Annotated in this window: 15 protein-coding genes and 1 pseudogene; 6 read left to right on the forward strand and 10 right to left on the reverse strand. The window is 51.7% G+C overall.

Annotated elements, in window-relative coordinates:
* The first annotated feature begins 84 nt into the window (after positions 1-84).
* Positions 85-948 (forward strand): LysR family transcriptional regulator, encoded by an 864-nt coding sequence (locus tag QNH99_RS13195; protein WP_096012454.1) that lies wholly within the window; start codon positions 85-87, stop codon positions 946-948.
* A gap of 91 nt (positions 949-1,039) precedes the next feature.
* On the opposite strand, the gene QNH99_RS13200 is transcribed toward QNH99_RS13195, so the two are convergent.
* Together QNH99_RS13200 and QNH99_RS13205 are read right to left on the reverse strand one after the other, a co-directional pair.
* The gene (locus QNH99_RS13200) at positions 1,040-1,558 is read right to left on the reverse strand and encodes a GNAT family N-acetyltransferase (protein WP_109716188.1); all 519 of its coding nucleotides are present in this window, start codon (positions 1,556-1,558) and stop codon (positions 1,040-1,042) included.
* A gap of 169 nt (positions 1,559-1,727) precedes the next feature.
* On the reverse strand, positions 1,728-2,342 hold the full coding sequence (locus QNH99_RS13205) for a TetR/AcrR family transcriptional regulator (protein ID WP_410516791.1): 615 nt from the start codon (positions 2,340-2,342) through the stop codon (positions 1,728-1,730).
* An 87-nt stretch (positions 2,343-2,429) separates the two neighbouring features.
* On the opposite strand from QNH99_RS13205, the gene QNH99_RS13210 reads away from it, so the two are divergent.
* From QNH99_RS13210 to QNH99_RS13220, 3 genes are all read left to right on the forward strand, one after another.
* Complete coding sequence (locus tag QNH99_RS13210; protein WP_410516792.1) at positions 2,430-3,293, forward strand: DMT family transporter; 864 nt, start codon at positions 2,430-2,432, stop codon at positions 3,291-3,293.
* A 452-nt stretch (positions 3,294-3,745) separates the two neighbouring features.
* Positions 3,746-4,864, forward strand: a complete 1,119-nt coding sequence (locus tag QNH99_RS13215; RefSeq protein WP_410516793.1) for an alkene reductase — start codon at positions 3,746-3,748, stop codon at positions 4,862-4,864.
* 14 nt (positions 4,865-4,878) lie between these two features.
* Positions 4,879-5,193 (forward strand): ArsR/SmtB family transcription factor, encoded by a 315-nt coding sequence (locus QNH99_RS13220; protein ID WP_063879259.1) that lies wholly within the window; start codon positions 4,879-4,881, stop codon positions 5,191-5,193.
* A gap of 284 nt (positions 5,194-5,477) precedes the next feature.
* Here the strand turns inward: QNH99_RS13220 and QNH99_RS13225 are convergent, their stop codons facing one another.
* From QNH99_RS13225 to QNH99_RS13260, 8 genes and pseudogenes are all read right to left on the reverse strand, one after another.
* On the reverse strand, positions 5,478-6,647 hold the full coding sequence (locus QNH99_RS13225) for a Gfo/Idh/MocA family protein (RefSeq protein WP_410516794.1): 1,170 nt from the start codon (positions 6,645-6,647) through the stop codon (positions 5,478-5,480).
* Between the two features lie 10 nt (positions 6,648-6,657).
* A complete protein-coding gene (locus tag QNH99_RS13230; RefSeq protein ID WP_096012447.1) occupies positions 6,658-7,581 on the reverse strand; it encodes a TIM barrel protein in 924 nt (307 codons plus the stop codon).
* Positions 7,582-7,793: 212 nt separating this feature from the next.
* Positions 7,794-8,816 carry a LacI family DNA-binding transcriptional regulator gene (locus tag QNH99_RS13235; RefSeq protein WP_410516795.1) on the reverse strand — a complete coding sequence of 341 codons (1,023 nt, stop codon included), beginning with the start codon at positions 8,814-8,816 and terminating at the stop codon, positions 7,794-7,796.
* Between the two features lie 411 nt (positions 8,817-9,227).
* The gene (locus QNH99_RS13240) at positions 9,228-9,722 is read right to left on the reverse strand and encodes a glutathione peroxidase (RefSeq protein WP_109716182.1); all 495 of its coding nucleotides are present in this window, start codon (positions 9,720-9,722) and stop codon (positions 9,228-9,230) included.
* Between the two features lie 105 nt (positions 9,723-9,827).
* Positions 9,828-10,217 carry a hypothetical protein gene (locus QNH99_RS13245; protein WP_410516796.1) on the reverse strand — a complete coding sequence of 130 codons (390 nt, stop codon included), beginning with the start codon at positions 10,215-10,217 and terminating at the stop codon, positions 9,828-9,830.
* A gap of 176 nt (positions 10,218-10,393) precedes the next feature.
* Positions 10,394-10,924, reverse strand: a complete 531-nt coding sequence (locus QNH99_RS13250) for a glyoxalase superfamily protein (protein ID WP_063879253.1) — start codon at positions 10,922-10,924, stop codon at positions 10,394-10,396.
* 391 nt (positions 10,925-11,315) lie between these two features.
* Positions 11,316-13,280 (reverse strand): annotated as a pseudogene (locus QNH99_RS13255) (methyl-accepting chemotaxis protein).
* Positions 13,281-13,650: 370 nt separating this feature from the next.
* Positions 13,651-14,031: a hypothetical protein gene (locus tag QNH99_RS13260; RefSeq protein WP_096012442.1), complete on the reverse strand. Its 381-nt coding sequence runs from the start codon at positions 14,029-14,031 to the stop codon at positions 13,651-13,653.
* A 214-nt stretch (positions 14,032-14,245) separates the two neighbouring features.
* Here QNH99_RS13260 and QNH99_RS13265 point away from each other — a divergent pair, with 214 nt between their 5' ends.
* The gene (locus QNH99_RS13265; RefSeq protein WP_063879250.1) at positions 14,246-15,085 is read left to right on the forward strand and encodes an AraC family transcriptional regulator; all 840 of its coding nucleotides are present in this window, start codon (positions 14,246-14,248) and stop codon (positions 15,083-15,085) included.
* A 634-nt stretch (positions 15,086-15,719) separates the two neighbouring features.
* Positions 15,720-17,894, forward strand: coding sequence for a ferrichrome porin FhuA (fhuA, locus tag QNH99_RS13270; RefSeq protein ID WP_256853762.1), 2,175 nt, complete (start codon positions 15,720-15,722; stop codon positions 17,892-17,894).
* Positions 17,895-18,017: the final 123 nt, after the last annotated feature.

Raw genomic sequence — 18,017 nt, forward strand, 5'->3', positions numbered from 1 at the left:
TTTGTTTCAGTCAGGCTATCCGTTGACTGCATATGACACCAGTGACATTCTTTCCCGCTGTAAACCCACTTTTGTCATATAAAAATGAATAAACGACTCTCCGTTGACTCACTCAGAGTGTTCCGGACCGTGCTGCAAACGGGCAACATGAGTAAGGCCGCATTACTTCTCAACCTGAGCCAGTCCGCTGTAAGCTGGAAGCTCAGACGGCTTGAGGATCAACTTAAATGCCAGCTACTTACGCGCATCGCCGGAAAAGCCGTTGCGACAGAAAAGGGCAGCGTTCTGCTGCAACATGCGGAAAAAATACTCACTGAACACGATCTCGCCGTGGCCTATTTTTCGCCTTCGTCGCTACGTGGCAAGCTGCGAATAGGGGTTACTGAACACATCTCAATGACTGAAATATGCGAGGTGATTTCAACCTTCACTCATCACCACCCAGAGGTGGATATACAACTGGTGGTGGAGCAAAGTCATCTCCTGCGTCAGCATTTTGCTGAAGGCGGTCTGGAGATCATTTTACATCAGGATTTCACGGGCACGGCATCGACGGAAGATAAGGTATTGTGGAGTGAAAAATTAAACTGGTACGCAACGCCTGCCTGGCGGCATGAATCGGATAAGCGCCTGAAGCTTATTACCTGGGGACCGGATTGCTATTACCGAAACCTGGCTGAGGAGAAACTTCGGCAGGCAAAAATTCCATTTACTGTGATGCTGGAGTGTCCTTCAGTGGCTGGTATGCTTGCGGCGATAACCTCGGGACTGGGGATAGGAATACTCAATCAATACAGCGTTGAGAAAACAATTTGTAATGCGCATGAACTTGAGACATGGATGCCTCTGCCGTCGGTTGATTGCCTGCTACGCCTGAATAAACACCGCGTTAATCCAGCAAGCGAGGCCTTCTGCGAGATGCTGACCAGGCTGATACATAAACATTGATAGTGAATTGGCTGCAATTAATTGATGAAAATAACGTGTTGTTAGTCATGTCCGCTTCTGGCACAAAGCGGACATTGTGTTTACATCCTCATTACGACGGATCGCGCTGAATGCTAAGTTCATAAACGACGCAGGGCACATCATAATGCTGTTCTGTTGCTTTGTACGTCATGCCTAATCGCTGCATCACTCGCTGAGAGGGCGCATTTTCAGGGTCGGCAACAGCCACTAAATATGTTGCGCCCATCTGCTCTGCTGCGAAATCAATAATCGCTTTAGCCGCTTCTGTTGCATAGCCTTTGCCATTGTGTTCCGGGACAAGCCGCCAGCCAATCTCTAAGGGTGCACCTTCAACGTTTGCCAGGTACTGGAGGCATGCTGCTCCAACAATGGCACCGGACGCCTTCTCTTTGATAGCCCACCACGAAAATCCATATTTCTGCCATCGGGCCTGAACACGCCTGATATTTTCCCACGTCTCTTCTGGTGTTTTAACAATACCGTTGCTGATATACCGCATCACGCTGGCATCGTTTTCCATTACCCTTAAGCCTTCGTAGTGTGAGTCATCATAGGGTTCAAGCCTTAAACGCGCAGTTTCTAAATTCATCTGACACTCCTTTTACCTGAAGGCATTACTTTTGCTGAACTTCGCCACATAAATCACCATAGCACGATGTAAGCAGCGTCCGCTTCTGGGACCAGGCGAACATCTGCACAGAACTGTATCCGCGATGAACCCGTTGCGGTGATGATATTAACAGCAGATTGCGGCTCTTTTAGCGCGGAGGGTCGGCAGTCAGGTCGGCACCGGCGTCGGGCTCTGAAAAAAGAATGCCTGGTAGCACTTGTGTCAAAAAATCATAAGGACAAGTGCTCCCCTCTATGCGAATACGTATCATAATCCCTTCGTAACTGTGAATAACCAGCTTTGCCGCGCTTTCCGGCGTCATCCCTGGCGAAAGCGTCTGGGCATCATTAAACACGGTAATCAGATCGCGCTCCCAACAGGCAAAAATTGCCCGCAGCTTTTGCCGAATCTTTTCACTGTGTACGGCCCCGGTCTGTCCAATAATCCCTGCCAGACAGCCCGCGACCTCAGGTTCACGCTCAATATACACGCTGTGCCCGTTTAGCCAGTTGATGAGACGCAGGCGGGGATGCAGGGAGCGGTTCAGTAACGTCTCTGCCCGGAGTGCGTCAAACGTCTCGATATAAGCGTCAAGTGCGGCGCAGGCAAACTCTTCCTTACTCGGAAAGAGATTATAAAACGATCCTTTAGGCATGCCTGCCTCACTCAGAATCGTTGTTATCCCTCCCCCTTCGTAACCTTCTCTCATGAAAACCCGTATACCGGCACTCAAAAGACGTTTGCGCGTATCATTCTTTGCCATAATAATTAGACCGTTCTACTTATTTTGTCAGACTATAAGGGATAAGGATAAACGATGCCACCGATAAAGACCGCCAGCAGACACGCGTTGGGACTGATTATGGTGCTCCTTTCAGCCATCATGTGGAGCTCCGCAGGCTTCTTCGTGAGGATGCTCGATATGAACACGTGGGCGATGGTTGCATGGCGCTCGCTGTTTGCTTTTCTGTCGCTGGTTCTTCTGCTCATGGGGAGCGGCTATCTGCGCCGCTTTTCATTCCGTCATGATGTGGGCTTAAAAGGCCTGATAACCGCCACTGTTATGGCGATTTCCATGTTTTGCTATGTCGCAGCGCTGAAACTCACCAGCGTCGCAGGTGTGATGACCGTTTATGCAACAATTCCCTTTTTTGCGATGGGGCTGGGCTGGCTGATACAGAAGATGGAAATTACAAAACGTGCGCTTATTTCCGCAGCAGTGAGCCTCACAGGGGTGATTGTTATGGCAGCCTCTGCCTCAGGGAAAGGCGATATGGCGGGTAACACACTGGCTCTGGTGATGACGGCCGGGTTTGCCGCCAGCATAGTGATGTCAGGAAAGTGGCCAGAGATGAACCTGCCGGCTGTTACGGCTCTCGCATGTGCCCTCTGTGGTGTCTTCTGTTTTGCGATGATGCCACAAGACCTTCCCCTTCCCGGTTTGCATGACATCTTATGGTTGTTCGCTTTTGCGCTGGCGACACAAAGTATGAGCTATCTGCTGTTCATGGCAGGAAGCCGATATGTTAACCCCGCTGAGGCCAGCCTGATTGCACAAACAGATATCCTCCTGGGGCCTTTGTGGGTCTGGATATTCTTCAGTGAATTACCGACCAACAATACACTCCTGGGTGGGGGAATCACCTTTGTCGCGGTAACGGGTTATCTGGCAGCGGAGTATTACCTGAAAAGAAAATCAGCCCGGAATAACTGAGGGCTTGCACCGCTCAAAAGCAAACCCGATGCTGAACACATCACAGCATTGACAACCTCCGCGTCTGGCCCAGAACGCGCTCAATGATGCCTGCTATAAGCCAACAGCGGATATCTGCTGTTTTCCGGCGGCACACAGAGGATGGGCGTTCAGTGATTATGAATACCTGCCTTATGCATCCCTTTGCCTCCCTGCAACGCTTTCACCTGGACGTCAGCCTGTATTCAGTTGCCGACACAGGCTGCCACCATGAAACAGATGAAACTGTCGGCGTAAGCAGATGCGTTTTGATGGAAACCTCCCCCGCCTTGCGTAAAGGCATAGTGGTCGCGGTAAAACGTGTCGACAGCGACGTCATGGGCCATGCGGTACAACCGCACAAATTACACATTTACAAATTTAAATGTATAAATATAATGCCCACCTTTGTTTCTTCTCACAGGATAGTTGTTATGACGTCTCTTTTCGCGCCCCTGACGCTGGGTGATCTCACATTACGTAACCGCATTGCGCTCCCTCCCCTGACCCGTTGCCGCAGCGAGCAGCCGGGCAACGTCCCCGGTACGATGATGGTGGACTACTATCGCCAGCGTGCCAGTGCCGGTTTTATGGTGACCGAAGGGACACAAATTGAGCCTCGCGGACAGGGTTATGCCTGGACGCCGGGCATCCACAGCGAAGCACAAATCGCCGGATGGCGAAACGTCACCGATGCCGTTCATGCCGAGGGCGGAACCCTCTTTTGCCAGCTCTGGCACGTGGGACGCGTCTCGCACAATGAACTGCAGCCCGGGAAACAGCCGCCTGTTGCCCCTTCAGCTGTTGCCGCCAGCGGCGTACGGGTGTTTATCGAAACCGGGCCTGGTGCCGGTGTGCTGACGGACCCCAGCCTGCCCCGCGCGTTGACAACCTCAGAAGTGAAAGAGATTGTGGCGATGTACCGTACGGCGGCGGAGAATGCCAAAAAAGCCGGTTTCGACGGTGTCGAACTGCATGCGGCCAACGGTTATCTGATCAATCAGTTTATTTCTGAACACACCAACTTCCGCACCGATGAATATGGCGGTTCGCTGGACAATCGCCTGCGCTTCCTGCGTGAAATCGTCGAGGCGGTGAGTTCAGTGTTTGGCAGTCACCGTGTCGGGGTACGTTTCGCGCCGCTGTTCTCAAGCACAGAGGAAGAGCGCGTTTATCTGGGGCTGGTTGAAAGCGATCCCCATGACACTTACCTTCGTGCTGCCGAGATGCTGAACGCGCTCGAAACAGGCTATCTGTCTATCGCCGAAGCGGACTGGGACAACAGCCCGGAACTGCCAGAACGTTTTCGTATTGCGCTGCGCGAAACCTTCCGTTCGCCCATTATGTATTCTGGGCGTTACACCAAGGAAAAAGCCGAACGCATGCTGGAAAAGGGATGGGGCGACCTGTTTGGTTTCGGACGTACGTTTATCGCTAACCCGGATTTACCGACACGTTTCAAAATGGGCTACTCGCTGAACGAGGTGGATGCTGGCTCGCTGTATGGCGGAAGCGAGAAAGGCTATACTGACTATCCTTTTTATCCTGCTTGAGGTTCGAAGACGGCATGACACCCGAAAATGCCATTAAATTACTGGCCAATCCTACGCGGGTTGCGGTGCTCAAATGGCTTAAAAACCCTGACGAAGCCTTTGCTGATTATGCTCAGCTCTATCCCTTCGATCAGTACGGTGTCTGTGCCAGTCTCATTCAGGACAAGGCGGGCCTCTCACAGCCCGCGACATCCTTGTGTCTGAAAGCGCTGCATGATGCCGGTCTGCTTGAGGCCAGTAAGGTGGGAAAATGGACCTACTATCGCCGGCGCGAACAGGCGGTATACGAGATGAATGAGGCAATCATCAAGTCTCTCCAGCAGCTGTAGGCCGTTACTCCGAGAGGATGGCCTCTTTTAAAGCCGGGCATCAGCCATCACAATCACCAGCAAAGGCTACTGTCTGCTTCTGGCACCAGACAGACAGTAGCCTGATCACTGTCCAGCATGCGCAACATGCGAGCCATGCTCATTTTACCAGGTCGCCCTGACGTGTAGTCCTTGCGACATCGCCTGAGGTCGGTTTTCAGGCCGCGAAAGTCAGTGAACTCACCCAATTAAGGTTTTTCAGCCCTGTTTAACAGGGTGAGTCCAGACTTTTTATAGTAGAGATTTCAGCACTCTACCCACACCGAACCGGCGTCGGCTGAACGTACACAGTTTTCCACCCATCTGACGCCCGCCAGGCCCGCATGCACATCGGGATACCAGAAATTGTTCAGGAAGGCATCGTCACCGCGATCGGTGGCATCCATCGCCAGCGCAAAACGTCTGTAGAGATTCGACCATGCTTCGAAAAGTCCTTCCGGATGTCCCCCGCCTATGCGGTCATCTTCACGGGCAACTGGATGAAGATAGTCCATGCCTCTCTCCAGAATGCGTACCGGCTCACCCTGAACTTCGAAGCGGAGCTGGTTCGGCTGCTCATCCCACCACTCAATACTGGCTCTGGAACCGACGATTCGGACTTTCTGTCCATGCATTGAGCCGCAGTTAACAGCCGAGGCCCACAGACTTCCTACCGCACCATTCTCGTATTCCATCAGAACAAACGCATTGTCTTCAAGAGGAGCGCGGCTTTTCACAAAACTCTGGCGTGAGCAAAGCAGCCGCCTGATTTTCATGGCAGGTGCCATGGTTTCAGCGATACATAATGGATGGGTCGCCAGGTCACCCAAAACGTAACTGGGCCCGACAAAGCGTGGGTTCACGCGCCAACTGGTACTGGCGTTATTCTGTTCAACCGATTCGTTGTGAAAACCGTGTGCAAACTGCATGTTGATAATGCGGATGTCACCCAGTAATCCCTCCGCAATCATTTCCCTGGCCTGATGGATAAGCTGATGACCGGTATAACCATAAGTCACGCCGACGATCTTCTTTTTCTCCCGGCTCAGTGTCGACAGATGCTCCGCCTCTTCGACCGTAAAACACAGCGGCTTCTCACAGATCACATGCAGACCGGCCTCAAGGGCTGCACAGCAGACAGCAAAGTGGGTGTTGTTCGGTGTGGCGATCGAGACGGCCTGAATACCATCATCGCGTTTTGCTTCTGATGCAAACAGGGTTTGATAGTCGGCATAGCACCGGGCCGGGCTAAGGCCCAGTGCTTCACCAAACGCGCGTCCCCGTGCAGCATCAATATCAAAGGCCCCGGCAACCAAAGTGAAGGTGTTATCGCGGAGCGCCGATGAGCGGTGGATGTAACCGATTTGGCTGGTTCCGCCACCGCCTACCATGCCCCACCGCAGTGATTTTTCGAGCGGTTTAATACCGTTAATCATGATTTTCTCCTCAGAAACCGACTGAATGCAGATACTGCAGACTTGCCGTGACGTCACGCAGGCTGGTATCCGCATCACGCGGGTCCCTTTCCTGTTCAATGGTTATCCAGCCCTGATAATGCCGCTGGCGCAGAAAGGCGTGGACTTGTGGATAGTCGATGGCGCCGCGGCCAAGTGGGCACATAACGCCCTGCGCACAGGCGGTGAAAAAATCCAGGCCTTCGTTGATGGCACGACGCCAGACAACCTCGTTGACGTCCTTGAAGTGAAGATAATCAATGCGGTCCCAGTAACGATCCAGCGCAGCAACCGGGTCCATGCCCGCGTAATACAGATGGCCGGTATCCAGGCACAAACCGGCTACAGTATGGGGAATATCCTGGACCAGCTTTTCCAGCTCATCGGCAAACTCAATGCAACCACCCGCATGGGGATGAATGACCGGCCTGACACCATATTCTTTCCAGGCAATCTCACTCAAAACAGTGATGTGTCTGATCATTCTCTGCCAGTCACTATCCTTAAGCCGTGGGGCTTTTTCTGACTGGCCGGCGGTGGCGGCACGTTCAGGATCACCGAAGTCAATAATCACAAGATAAGGTGCAGGTTTATCCTGACCGACAGGCTCGCCTTTTTGGTAAAGGGCACTCAGGTTGTGACAGATTTTGTGAGTCAGCGCGATCATTGCCGGGAAGTTCTCTTCACTCACCAAATCGTCGAAAAGGGTGCCCGCCACGACGGTCAGTTGAAACCCGTCAAGCGCCGATTTCAGCGCATCTGGCTGGACTGGCAAATATCCCCACGGCCCCAGTTCCAGGCTTTTGTAACCCGCAAGCCGGGCCTCTTTGAGGACATTCTGCCAGGGGGGAAGAAAGGGATTCTTCGGATCGTCCACGCCCCAGCTACAGGGCGCAGTTGCGATGGACATGGTCATGATTTTTCTCCTGATGCGGCAACACTGATGAACACAGACAGGCCAGACGGCAAGCGCCTGACTCACTGCGCGCAGTATTGCGCCGGTTTTTTATTACCGGCAATCATTCGGAGTGAGTTATTTGATAGCGATCATGATTTTTTTATATCATTATTTTGATAGTTTTAAATCAAACCCAGACAGCACAAGCCTTTGCCTGATGGCCAGGTGATTTAGATATTTTCCGGGGTGATGAGATCGAAAGGCAGTGTCACGTAGACAGGATTGCGATCGGTTTCCTGATGCCTGCTGATAAAAAGTGAGACGATCTTTTCAGCCACTGCATCGATACGGTGACGTAGCATGATTTCGACATGGGCTTCGATGAGCGCCATCTCATCACCGATAAACGGGCCATGACAGAGTATTTTTATATCCTGCCGCTTACTCTCGACGATGGCCTTAATTACGCCCTCAATGCCACCGCATGGCGCATAGATCATCGTAATCATGGGATTATTTTTTAGCAGCTGAGAGGCAGCTGAATAGCCCCCATTGATACTTTCGAGCGTCTGTAAAGGCTCCAGAACCACGACATCTTTTCTGTTTTCACGCAGATACGAACGGAAGCTTATTTCACAGCTTTCCTGACAGTTAAAACGGTGGTCACCAAGCAGAACGCCAATCACACTGTCTTTTTCAGCCATGCGTTCGGTAAACCATCCCGCCGTGCGCCCTGCTTTAAGGTTATCCAGCCCTATATAGCCAGCCTGGCCGCAGGGAGACAGATCGGAAAACAACGTGAAAATTTGCACGCCTGAAGCGGAAAGCTGCTTAATAGTATGCCGTATAAGAGGATGATCGAGCGCAACAACGCCAATAATATCAACGCGTTTTGCCAGTGACTCAAGAGACGATACTACTTTCTCAATATCATGAATATCCGCCCACAGAAACGTCGGTTCCGTCGTCAGTTTTCCCTGTGCACAGCGACTGATTTCGTCTGAAAGCACCTGATAAAAAGAATAATCATTGGGAAGGAGGATGAAGCCGATGCGCACAGCGCTTTTGACCGCCGTGGCTTCATGGGTCATCACCTTGCGGAGGTCTTCCCGGTAGCCGAGCGCATCAGCAGCACGCAGAACCCGATCCCGGGTTTCCTGCCTGACCGAGGCTCTGTTGTTTAACACACGATCAACCGTAGCGACGCCGACACCCGCCGCTCTGGCCACAGCTGACATAGATATTTTTTTCATTGCGCCGCCTGGAATGATAGATTTCTATCATTTTAAACACAGAAACCGTGCAGCGGCAAAATACTTGATCGCATTCTGCTGTCTCATCAGGTTTTTTTTGAGATTGCTCTCTCAAAAACCTGCGCCCGAAACCCTGAGCTTTTCATCTCCATCATGTCGCCTCTGATCAATTCATAAAAGGCTGCCGGGCCTTGTTCAGCACGATGCGCCAGAGACCTGCAATCTGTACGTTGCTGTCAGTTCACTTCTGGCACAAAGCGGAGATGTGCATCAGGTCAATGCTTGCCGTTGTTCTGTCGCAGATAACGGGGTTGCTGACGCCGCGGCGTGTATCCAGCAGGGCGCAAGCTCCGTGCTGAATAAACCTTCACACGGCGATAACCCGGTTAGCGCAAACGCTTTCAGGATGGGCTAGCGCAACACGTGGCTTTCGAGAGCGGTCAGGATGGTGGCTTCCATTTTTTCCGGGGTAGCGATCGGTGCAAAACGCTTGAGCGGTTTGCCGTCGCGTCCAATCAAAAACTTAGTGAAGTTCCATTTGATCCGCCCGCCCAGCACGCCGGGCAATTCAGCTTTCAGGTAACGAAACACCGGATGCGTTGCGGCGCCGTTGACCTCCACTTTCTCAAACATCGGGAAGCTCACACCATAATTGATGTGACAAGTCTGGGCGATGTCATCGGCACCGCCGGGTTCCTGCTTACCAAACTGGTTGCAGGGAAAACCCAGTATCATCAGTCCCTGGTCGGCGTACTTCCGGTAGAGCGCTTCCAGGCCGGCGTATTGTGGCGTGAAGCCACAGTGGCTGGCGGTATTAACCACCAGCACCAGCTTGCCTGCGTAATCACCCATAGAAATGCGTTCGCCACGCAGGCTGATGGCATGAAGTTGATAAAAAGGGGTCATCGCGTCATCCTCAAAGTAAAACCCGGTCTGTGGCGGCATTGCTACGCATCACACAGGGCCAGATAGTGTGGCGCAGGGCCAGCAGGCTTACATCCCGTTCAGCGCTCACGACTTTGCCGCAGAACGCCGCTCCATGATGTTTTTCGCATAAAGTTCTATACCGATGTGATGTTCATGACTGACTTGCGCAATGAATGTCTGCAGGCATTCTGGCGTTGAGTGAAGCGTGTTCGCGATAAGGTCATCGAAATCGTGCGGGGTAAAGCGGTCATAGCCCTTTAACGTCGAACGCTGAAGCAGCGTATGTGCCGTGATTTCGAGAACGGCGCGTCGGTAATCATCGGACAGCAGGACATCAAGATCGTCCTGGCTAATCTCAAAGGCAAATTCATAGGTGATAAAGCCGGAATCGACAGGGAGCGAGTAGATCAACGTATCCCCTTTCTGTTCGACATAGGGTTCATATCTATCACCCATGAGGTGGACTGACTGCATATCACGCTCCTTCTTTTTCCAGCCATTCAAGAGTACAAATTCACCAAACGCGCTGGTTGCCGCTGCGGGCGAATGTCCGCCATTCGCCCAAAGCCACTGACATCACGCGCCTGTTCAATGAAGCGATGACGCAGACATGGCCCGCTTAGCCGCCATGACCAGGCTGACCACGCCGATCAGCCCTGACAGAAACGGAGCCGGTTGCCAAAGGGATCATGCACTTCCATCACGCGCCCCCAGTCCTGCTCAACAATGTCCGGGCGACCGTAGCCGTACTTTTTCTCATGCAGCTCATCCCGGAATACCTGAATATTCTGCACAGGAATAAATACCGTTGCGCCAGGGCTGGCATCGCCATGATGCTCAGAGAGGTGCAACTGTAAGCCGTTTCTGACTATCCCCATATACAAGGGCAAACCGGGTTCGAAACGGTGTTCGAATTCGGCACTGAAAGACAGAAAATCCAGATAGAATTCTCGCGCCTTGCGCTCATCAAAAATTCTTAATATCGGGATGGTTTTACTGAAAGAAACGGCCGAAGGCGGGGTTTGCGCGGGCAATGTGGCGGATGCCGTATTCCAGTCTCTGAAACCCAACTGATGTGCCACTGTTTCCAGGGCGGCTGAGTGAGAAAGCGTGAGGTCACGCTGCGCCAGAGAAGATTTGAGTTTTGTCGCCATTTGTTTGGCTTGTTCGATAGATAACATGGGTTCTCCTGTCGTCAAGGCTCGATGGCGCTCGCATTACCCTGCCCCGACTCTCAAGAGTTGTTAGCTATTTGATATCAGGAAACACCATGCTTTCACCTTATCCTTGCGGACGCGAGCGGCAGGCAGCATTGGCCCTGGGTGACAGTATAGCGCAACGGCGTAAGACGCAAGTTCGGGGCCTTCTGTAAAGTGTGCAGCATCTGGCGTGCCGTTAACGGTTTGCCTTAGCCGCGCTAGGGTTGCTATCAATAAGAAACCAGCGCACAGCCCGCGTTTGCAGACAGCCGATCTGCGTCAACGAGCAGCTGAAGCGATCACATGTCCAGGCCAGGCAAACGATAAAGACTGGCTGGCGCAGCGCGTTTATAACCGCTGCGCCAGCGCTGCCTTAACGAGAGGTGGACAGGGTTTGCAGGACTTTCAGCTCGGCCACCGCTTCCTGCATGGCATCCATGCCCGCAGTTAAGGTGCGCAGACTATCCAGCTGCTTTGCCATACCTGCCCGTTCATGCCGGGTGCGATCACTCATCACCGCAATCGCATCGGCAGCGTGAATGCTCCGGTCAGCCATATCCGTGGCGGTTTGTACGGTGCTTGTCGCAACGTCGCGAATGCGTGAAATCGTACTCACCGCATCGTTGATATTGCTTGCCGTGGCTTCCGCCTGCTCTTTGGAGGACTGCGCCAGACGACGCACTTCTCCGGCAACCACGGCAAATCCCCTGCCCGCCTCGCCTGCCCGTGCGGCTTCCACCGCCGCATTGAGCGCCAGAATATTGGTCTGGAAAGCGATATTGCTGATGCCATGCGTAATAACGTTGATGCCATTGGAGATCGCTTCCAGATCGTCCAGCCCCTCGCCCAGGCGACTCTGCGCCTGCTGGCTCTCTTTGGCGATATCGCTGATGGCGCGGATGCTGCTTTCGGCCATCGTCAGTGCTTCGCCCTGGCTCTGGGTTGCCGCCTCAAGCACCGGCAGCGCCTGCACGATGGGCGCTAACTCCTGCTGATAGTTCACCACGCGGGCCAGCACGCCCGACTGCACTCGGTTGAGCGCCTCCCAGCGACGCAACGCGCGCTGAGCGTAATGCGCGGCATAGCTTGCATATTCCACTGGAAATTGCGCCATGGCATTGACGCTGTGATTAAAGAACACCAGCGCAGAGAGCGTCTGGTTGATCGGCACGCCAAGAATCTCACCAAAGCTGGAGAAGCCTGCGGCAGGAATCCCTTTAAAGAAATGCGCATCGTGCAGCTTATCGGCATTGCCTGCGCGACGCAGTATGCAGTCGTTCATCAGAACAGCCGCCGGTTTGCCGTGACGCTGGGTAAACGCCTGCCAGTCACGCTGCGTGGCCTGTTTAAAATCGGTCTCGCGCATTAAATAAAGCCGATCGCCAAACTCCAGATCGCAGAAAAACTGCACACTCTGGCTGTCCATCTTCGCCACTGAGCGAATAAAAAACACCTCGCCCACCTTAACGGCAAATGTCAGCCCTTTCAGCTTCTCGGTTAGCTGCTGTTCGTTGCAGCCGAGATGTTCGGCCAGTGCCTGGGTGAAAGGCTGCTGCTGCCCCTGCGGGTTGAACACCGAGGTCAGCGTACGCTTAACGGGATCGGCTTCCGCAATGAGCCAGCTTTTATTCAGCGGCTCAAAGTTCTGACTCTTGAAGGGCGAAAAAGATTTACCCGCTGCCATCTGGCAGAAAACGATAACGGCTTTGCCCTGCAGCACCCGACCACCCACGCCAATCCATGTGCCGTCAAAGGTTGCGCGTCCGCCTGCGGAGCCACCAATCGCCAGGCACGGAAAACGGCCGGTGTTATACCAGGCCTGCATCAAAAATCCTTACGATGCTGACAGGCCGTCACAGTAAATCATGGCAAAGGTGCGGTCAGCAGAGAGCGGCATACGCAACTTCAGCGCGGCCAGTTCATGTTGAATGGCGCTGATGCGATCGCTTGCCGTGTGGGTGTCATGAAGATGCAGATCGACGATGTGCGTTTCATGCTCCGCAATCAGATTGCGCGGTAGCCAAAGCCAACTGCCTTCCTGCCCTTCTCCTTTGCAGTAAGTGGTCTGCTTACCGCTGGCGCTGAGTGCGCCGTTCGAGGAGAGCGTAATGACGGTCAGATCCGCCGATGTAAAACGTTGCCATACCTGACTGACCTTCTGAAAATCTGCCTCTGGCGGCACAAACGTCAGCAAAATACCCGCAGCACGATTGCTGAGGCCTGCTGCAGAGAGCGATGTAGGTAAGCTTTCACAGTTGAAAATCCCGTCGGCGGGCTGAGCGGCCCCTGCAAAACGGGAACCGGTTAAGCTTCTGGTCATTGTCTTGATGACAGACATAATGTTATTTCCGTTGTTATTAAAAGGAATGCACGTACTGGTGTTGTAAAAAAAAGAGGGCTACATGCCGATCCGTTCGCGATCGGTATTCGTGAGCCGTCCTCGGCACTAAAAATGAGCCGAGCAAGCGTTATCGACTCATGCGGCCATAGCTTCAGCGATTGCTGTGATTATTATTTTCGATGGGTGTAAACGGGAGCGCTGGGAAGGATGTCTGCTGACGGTCAGAAGCAGACAGCGGCTTAAGAAATGCGCTCACAGGCTTTACATGCAGGGATTGAGAGGAGGCTCGGAAAGGCAGTCGCCATTTCATCTTTTAATTGCGACTGTTGGTTGTCAGCGGTGCGCGTTTTAACCGGATTTATCTCACTTAAAGTAATGTTTTTGCGGTTGCTAAAGCCTCTTCTTTTGAGGGGACCATCAATAAAGGATAGCCCCAAAACTTTTCATATATCACGGCGAAAGGTCTGGCTGCCGTCCTTTTGACAATGTTTGGCTCAATCATTATGGAGGCTTTAACAAAGGTTCTTAATTCATTTTTGTGAGCTTTCATCCAGCGTGTTGTCAGCTTCATCTCATCGGCGGAATGTTCATGTTTGCTTTCAGTAAAACCTTCATCGTTAAGCAATACGAAAGGTGTCTTACGCGCCAGTAACGCTTCGAACTCACTAAACGGAGACGCAACCGGGTCCTTGCCCGAAGCATTCATGTTTATCCATACAATAGGAAAATGAGCATCATCAATTCGCATAGCAATAATCCTGTCAATCAGTTAATTAAATTTTTCAGCGCTGATGTCGCGCCGATAAACAGCCACGTCAGTGACGTGGCGCGCAGCACAGAAAGAAACCAAAACTCTTATTTAATAAAATTATCTAAATACCCCTTAGACTGCATTGCGAATGTTGGTCATAATGTTGTTTAAATCCGCCAAAAACGCTTCGCTCAACCTTAAGGCTGAATGTATGTCCCTGGGACCGTCGCTAAATTCTGTTGTTATGCCTGATATTGACAGCATTCCGCGCGCCGTTTTTGCCATGAGCGCATCCATGGTTTCACGCGGCTGGGAAAATAAAACACACCAACATCGTAAGTCGCAATTACTCTATTCCGTCCGGGGCGTGCTCAATTGTGAGGTAGACGAGGGGATGTGGATTGTTCCACCGCAATGTGCCGTGTGGATACCGGGCAACATGCCACATTCTGCACGTGGTTCTGGAAATACAGAATGCTATTGCCTGTTTATTGAACCCGAAGCGATGCCTGGGCTGCCGAAAACCTGCTGCACACTCTCAGTAAACCCACTCATGCGTGAATTATTGCTTAAAGCAGCGAGTTTACCGAGGCTCTATGCGACAGAGGGGCCTGAAAGCCGTTTGATAGCAACCCTACTTGATGAATTATCTATAGCGCCTGTAGAAGACCTGCATCTGCCAATGCCACGTGATCGAAGGCTGCGTCAGCTTGCTGAAATGATGCTGGCCGATCCCATTAACAAATCCTCTTTAAGCGAATGGGCTCATCGCATTGGTATGAGTGAAAGAAGCATGAGCCGGCTGATGCTGCAGGAAGTCGGCATGAGTTATGGCCGTTGGCGTCGGCAGCTACATGTCATTCTTTCACTTCAGCGCCTAACCCGCGGTGAAAGCGTTCAGACCGTGGCGCTGGAACTTGGCTATGAGAACGCCAGCGGATTTATCACCATGTTCCGAAAAGCAGTCGGCAAGCCGCCAGCACGCTACCTTTTTGAAAGAACAGAGAAATTTGCAGCAGGTGTTATGCCTGGCAAAATTTATCTGGATTAAACGCACAGCCTGATCCGTCATCCCTTGCTCGTTCAGTTCGCCCAGACAACAGACGTTCCCCCCCTTTTCTTGACGGATTGTTCCGCCTGGGGGTTGTTGTTTATCACACTTCATTCATACCCAGTGGCATGACGCCCTGGCGGAAAAAAGCCGGCCTTTAACCGTCGTTGACGCCAAGAAACATTCAGGTGTTTCTCTGATTTCGTTGTAGCGATATTGCCGGTGAAGGCGACATCAACCACATCATTTCTGACGTTAAGTCTGGATTCCCCCCCGCTGAAAAGAAAAACTCGTCACTTTTGGCTGAAATGAAAAATTTTATGTCTGGGTTTCGCTATCGAAAAAATCATTCTCGCTATTAAATGAGAATGATTTTTATTTGTGTTGGATGTTTTACGACTGAAACGTTATGAATCCGCGTGCTGAACAGCGATAACGGCTGCGTTCCCACCGATGCGCAGCCTGAGTGGCGTTGCCTGACAACAGGGTCACAGAAGGCGCAGATGCCGCTGTTCGGGGCCGGTTTACCGTCATGGAAAGCAGACTTCTTTTTTAGAAAGTGGCGCGCGCGGGCCTGGCGCTTATTCGTTTCAGTCAAATGTATTTTATTCAAACCCTACGAGTGCATACAGACATGAAAGTACGAAGAGTCCTTGTTCCACGTTACTGTGCGGTCATCATTAGCGCATTAATGAGTTCACTGTCATTTCCCGCCCTGTCAGCAGACAGCGACGGGGCTTCACCTAAGCAGGATACACTTACGGTAACAAGCGATGGGCAGAGTAACGCTGCAGAAAATGCCTGGGGACCAGTAGGTTCCGTGGTGGCAAAACGAAGTGCGACAGCCACTAAAACAGATACGCCACTCCGTAAAACCCCCCAGTCAATTACCGTTGTCACGCGTGAAGAAATGGATTTGCTCGGCCCACAGACACTGAAAGATGCTTTTCGTTATTCAGCCGATGTGATGGTTGACAGTCGCGGTTCAGTAAGCGGGTTTAATTCAGTTAATATCCGGGGGTTCAGCCAGGTCGGCGATAATATTTATCTTGATGGACTCAAACTGCAGAGTGACAGTTTCACTTCATTCCAGGTCGATCCTTATATGCTGGAACGCGCTGAATTGCTGCGTGGTCCTGCCTCTGTCCTGTATGGCCTGAGTGACCCCAGCGGCATTATTGCATTGGTCAGCAAGCGTCCGACACCGGAAACCCTTCGCGAAGTGCAGTTTAAAGCAGGCAACCATAATCTTTTCCAGACCGGTTTTGATTTTGGCGGCGCGGTTGATGACGACAATAAGTTAACTTACCGACTGACAGGCGTGGCCAGCGATCAGGATCAGCAACAGACGGGTGAAAAAGCCAAGCGTTATTCTATCGCGCCGTCCTTCACATGGCGTCCCAGCGACAAAACCCAGTTTACTTTTTTAAGCAGTTTTCTCGATGAACCCGATACAGGATGGTTTGGCTACCTGCCTAAAGAAGGAACGGTAACCAGTGGCGCGGGTGGAAAATTACCCACCAGTTTTAACGATGGTGAACCGGGCTATAATAAAATTTCCCGTAAACAGAAGTTAGTCGGCTATGCCTTCGACCATCAAATCAATGACAGTTGGACAATACGACAGAACCTGCGCTACGGAACGGTAGATATGGATTACCGAACAATCTTTGGAAGCCAGATTTCCCCCTTTGATCCGTCGCAACTGACCCGAGGTGCGCTTAAGGCTAAAGAGCATTTGTCGACCTTCGCTGTTGATACTCAGGCGCAACATACGTTTTCCACCTATGAGGTAGACCACACGTTGCTTATGGGCGTGGATTACCGGCGCACGCGTAATGATGTATGGCAGGCGCTGGGTATAGCGTCCAGTCTGAATCTGGTCAATCCTGTATATGGTAATACGGCGGTGCAGTATTTCGGTTACCGGGATCAGGTCGATCATCTGCAACAGACGGGCCTGTACTTGCAGGATCAGGCGGAATGGAATCACTGGGTATTCACACTGGGTGGGCGTTATGACTGGTCTGAAGTAGACAGCGTCAATCGTCTTACTAACAATACCTCCGCCGGACAGGATGATAATGAATTTACATGGCGTGGAGGCCTGAACTACCTGTTTGATAACGGTATTTCACCCTACATTAGCTACAGTGAATCCTTCCTGCCAACCGCGGGATCAGACTATACAGGTAAAATGTTCCAGGCATCTCGCGCCAAACAATATGAAGCTGGGATAAAATATATTCCTGACAATCAATTGATTTCCGCAACCTTGTCTGTATTTCAGTTAACAAAAGATAAAAATCTGAGTTCAGATCCTGAGCATATTTTATATTCAATACAAAATGGCGAGCAACGCTCCCGAGGTATTGAGCTTGAGACAAAAGCAGCGCTGACAGAAAATGTCGATATTATCGGCAGCTATTCCTACACGGATGCAGAATATACCAAAGATACGTTGTATCAAGGTAATCGTCCTGCTGAAATTCCAAAAAATATGGCGGCATTATGGGGAAACTATACTTTCCATGAAACGTCTCTTAGCGGATTGACGGTAGGATTAGGCAGTCGGTATATCGGGTCAACGGAAGGTGATAACGCAAACTCCTTTAAAGTGAAGCCCTACACGATCTGGAATGCCGTCATACAGTATGATTTGGGCAGATTCAGTATGCCGGGGTCAACCATAGGGCTGAACGTTAACAATCTCTTTGATAAGAATTACGTCGCAGGATGTTACGCCACAACAGCGTGTTTTTACGGCGCGGAGCGACAGATTACCGCAACCGCTACGCTCAGGTTCTAGAGCGCACGTCCTGGAGTACATTTTTCCGCCATCACACAGGGTTAATATTGTCCGCTTGTCGCTCATGGCGGACAGTTTTCCTGGCTCAGTCTGTTTTGTGCAGAAGCGGACGTTAATGAATAA

Source organism: Pantoea allii (assembly GCF_046529425.1).
In the GTDB taxonomy this organism is placed as follows: Bacteria; Pseudomonadota; Gammaproteobacteria; order Enterobacterales; family Enterobacteriaceae; genus Pantoea; species Pantoea allii.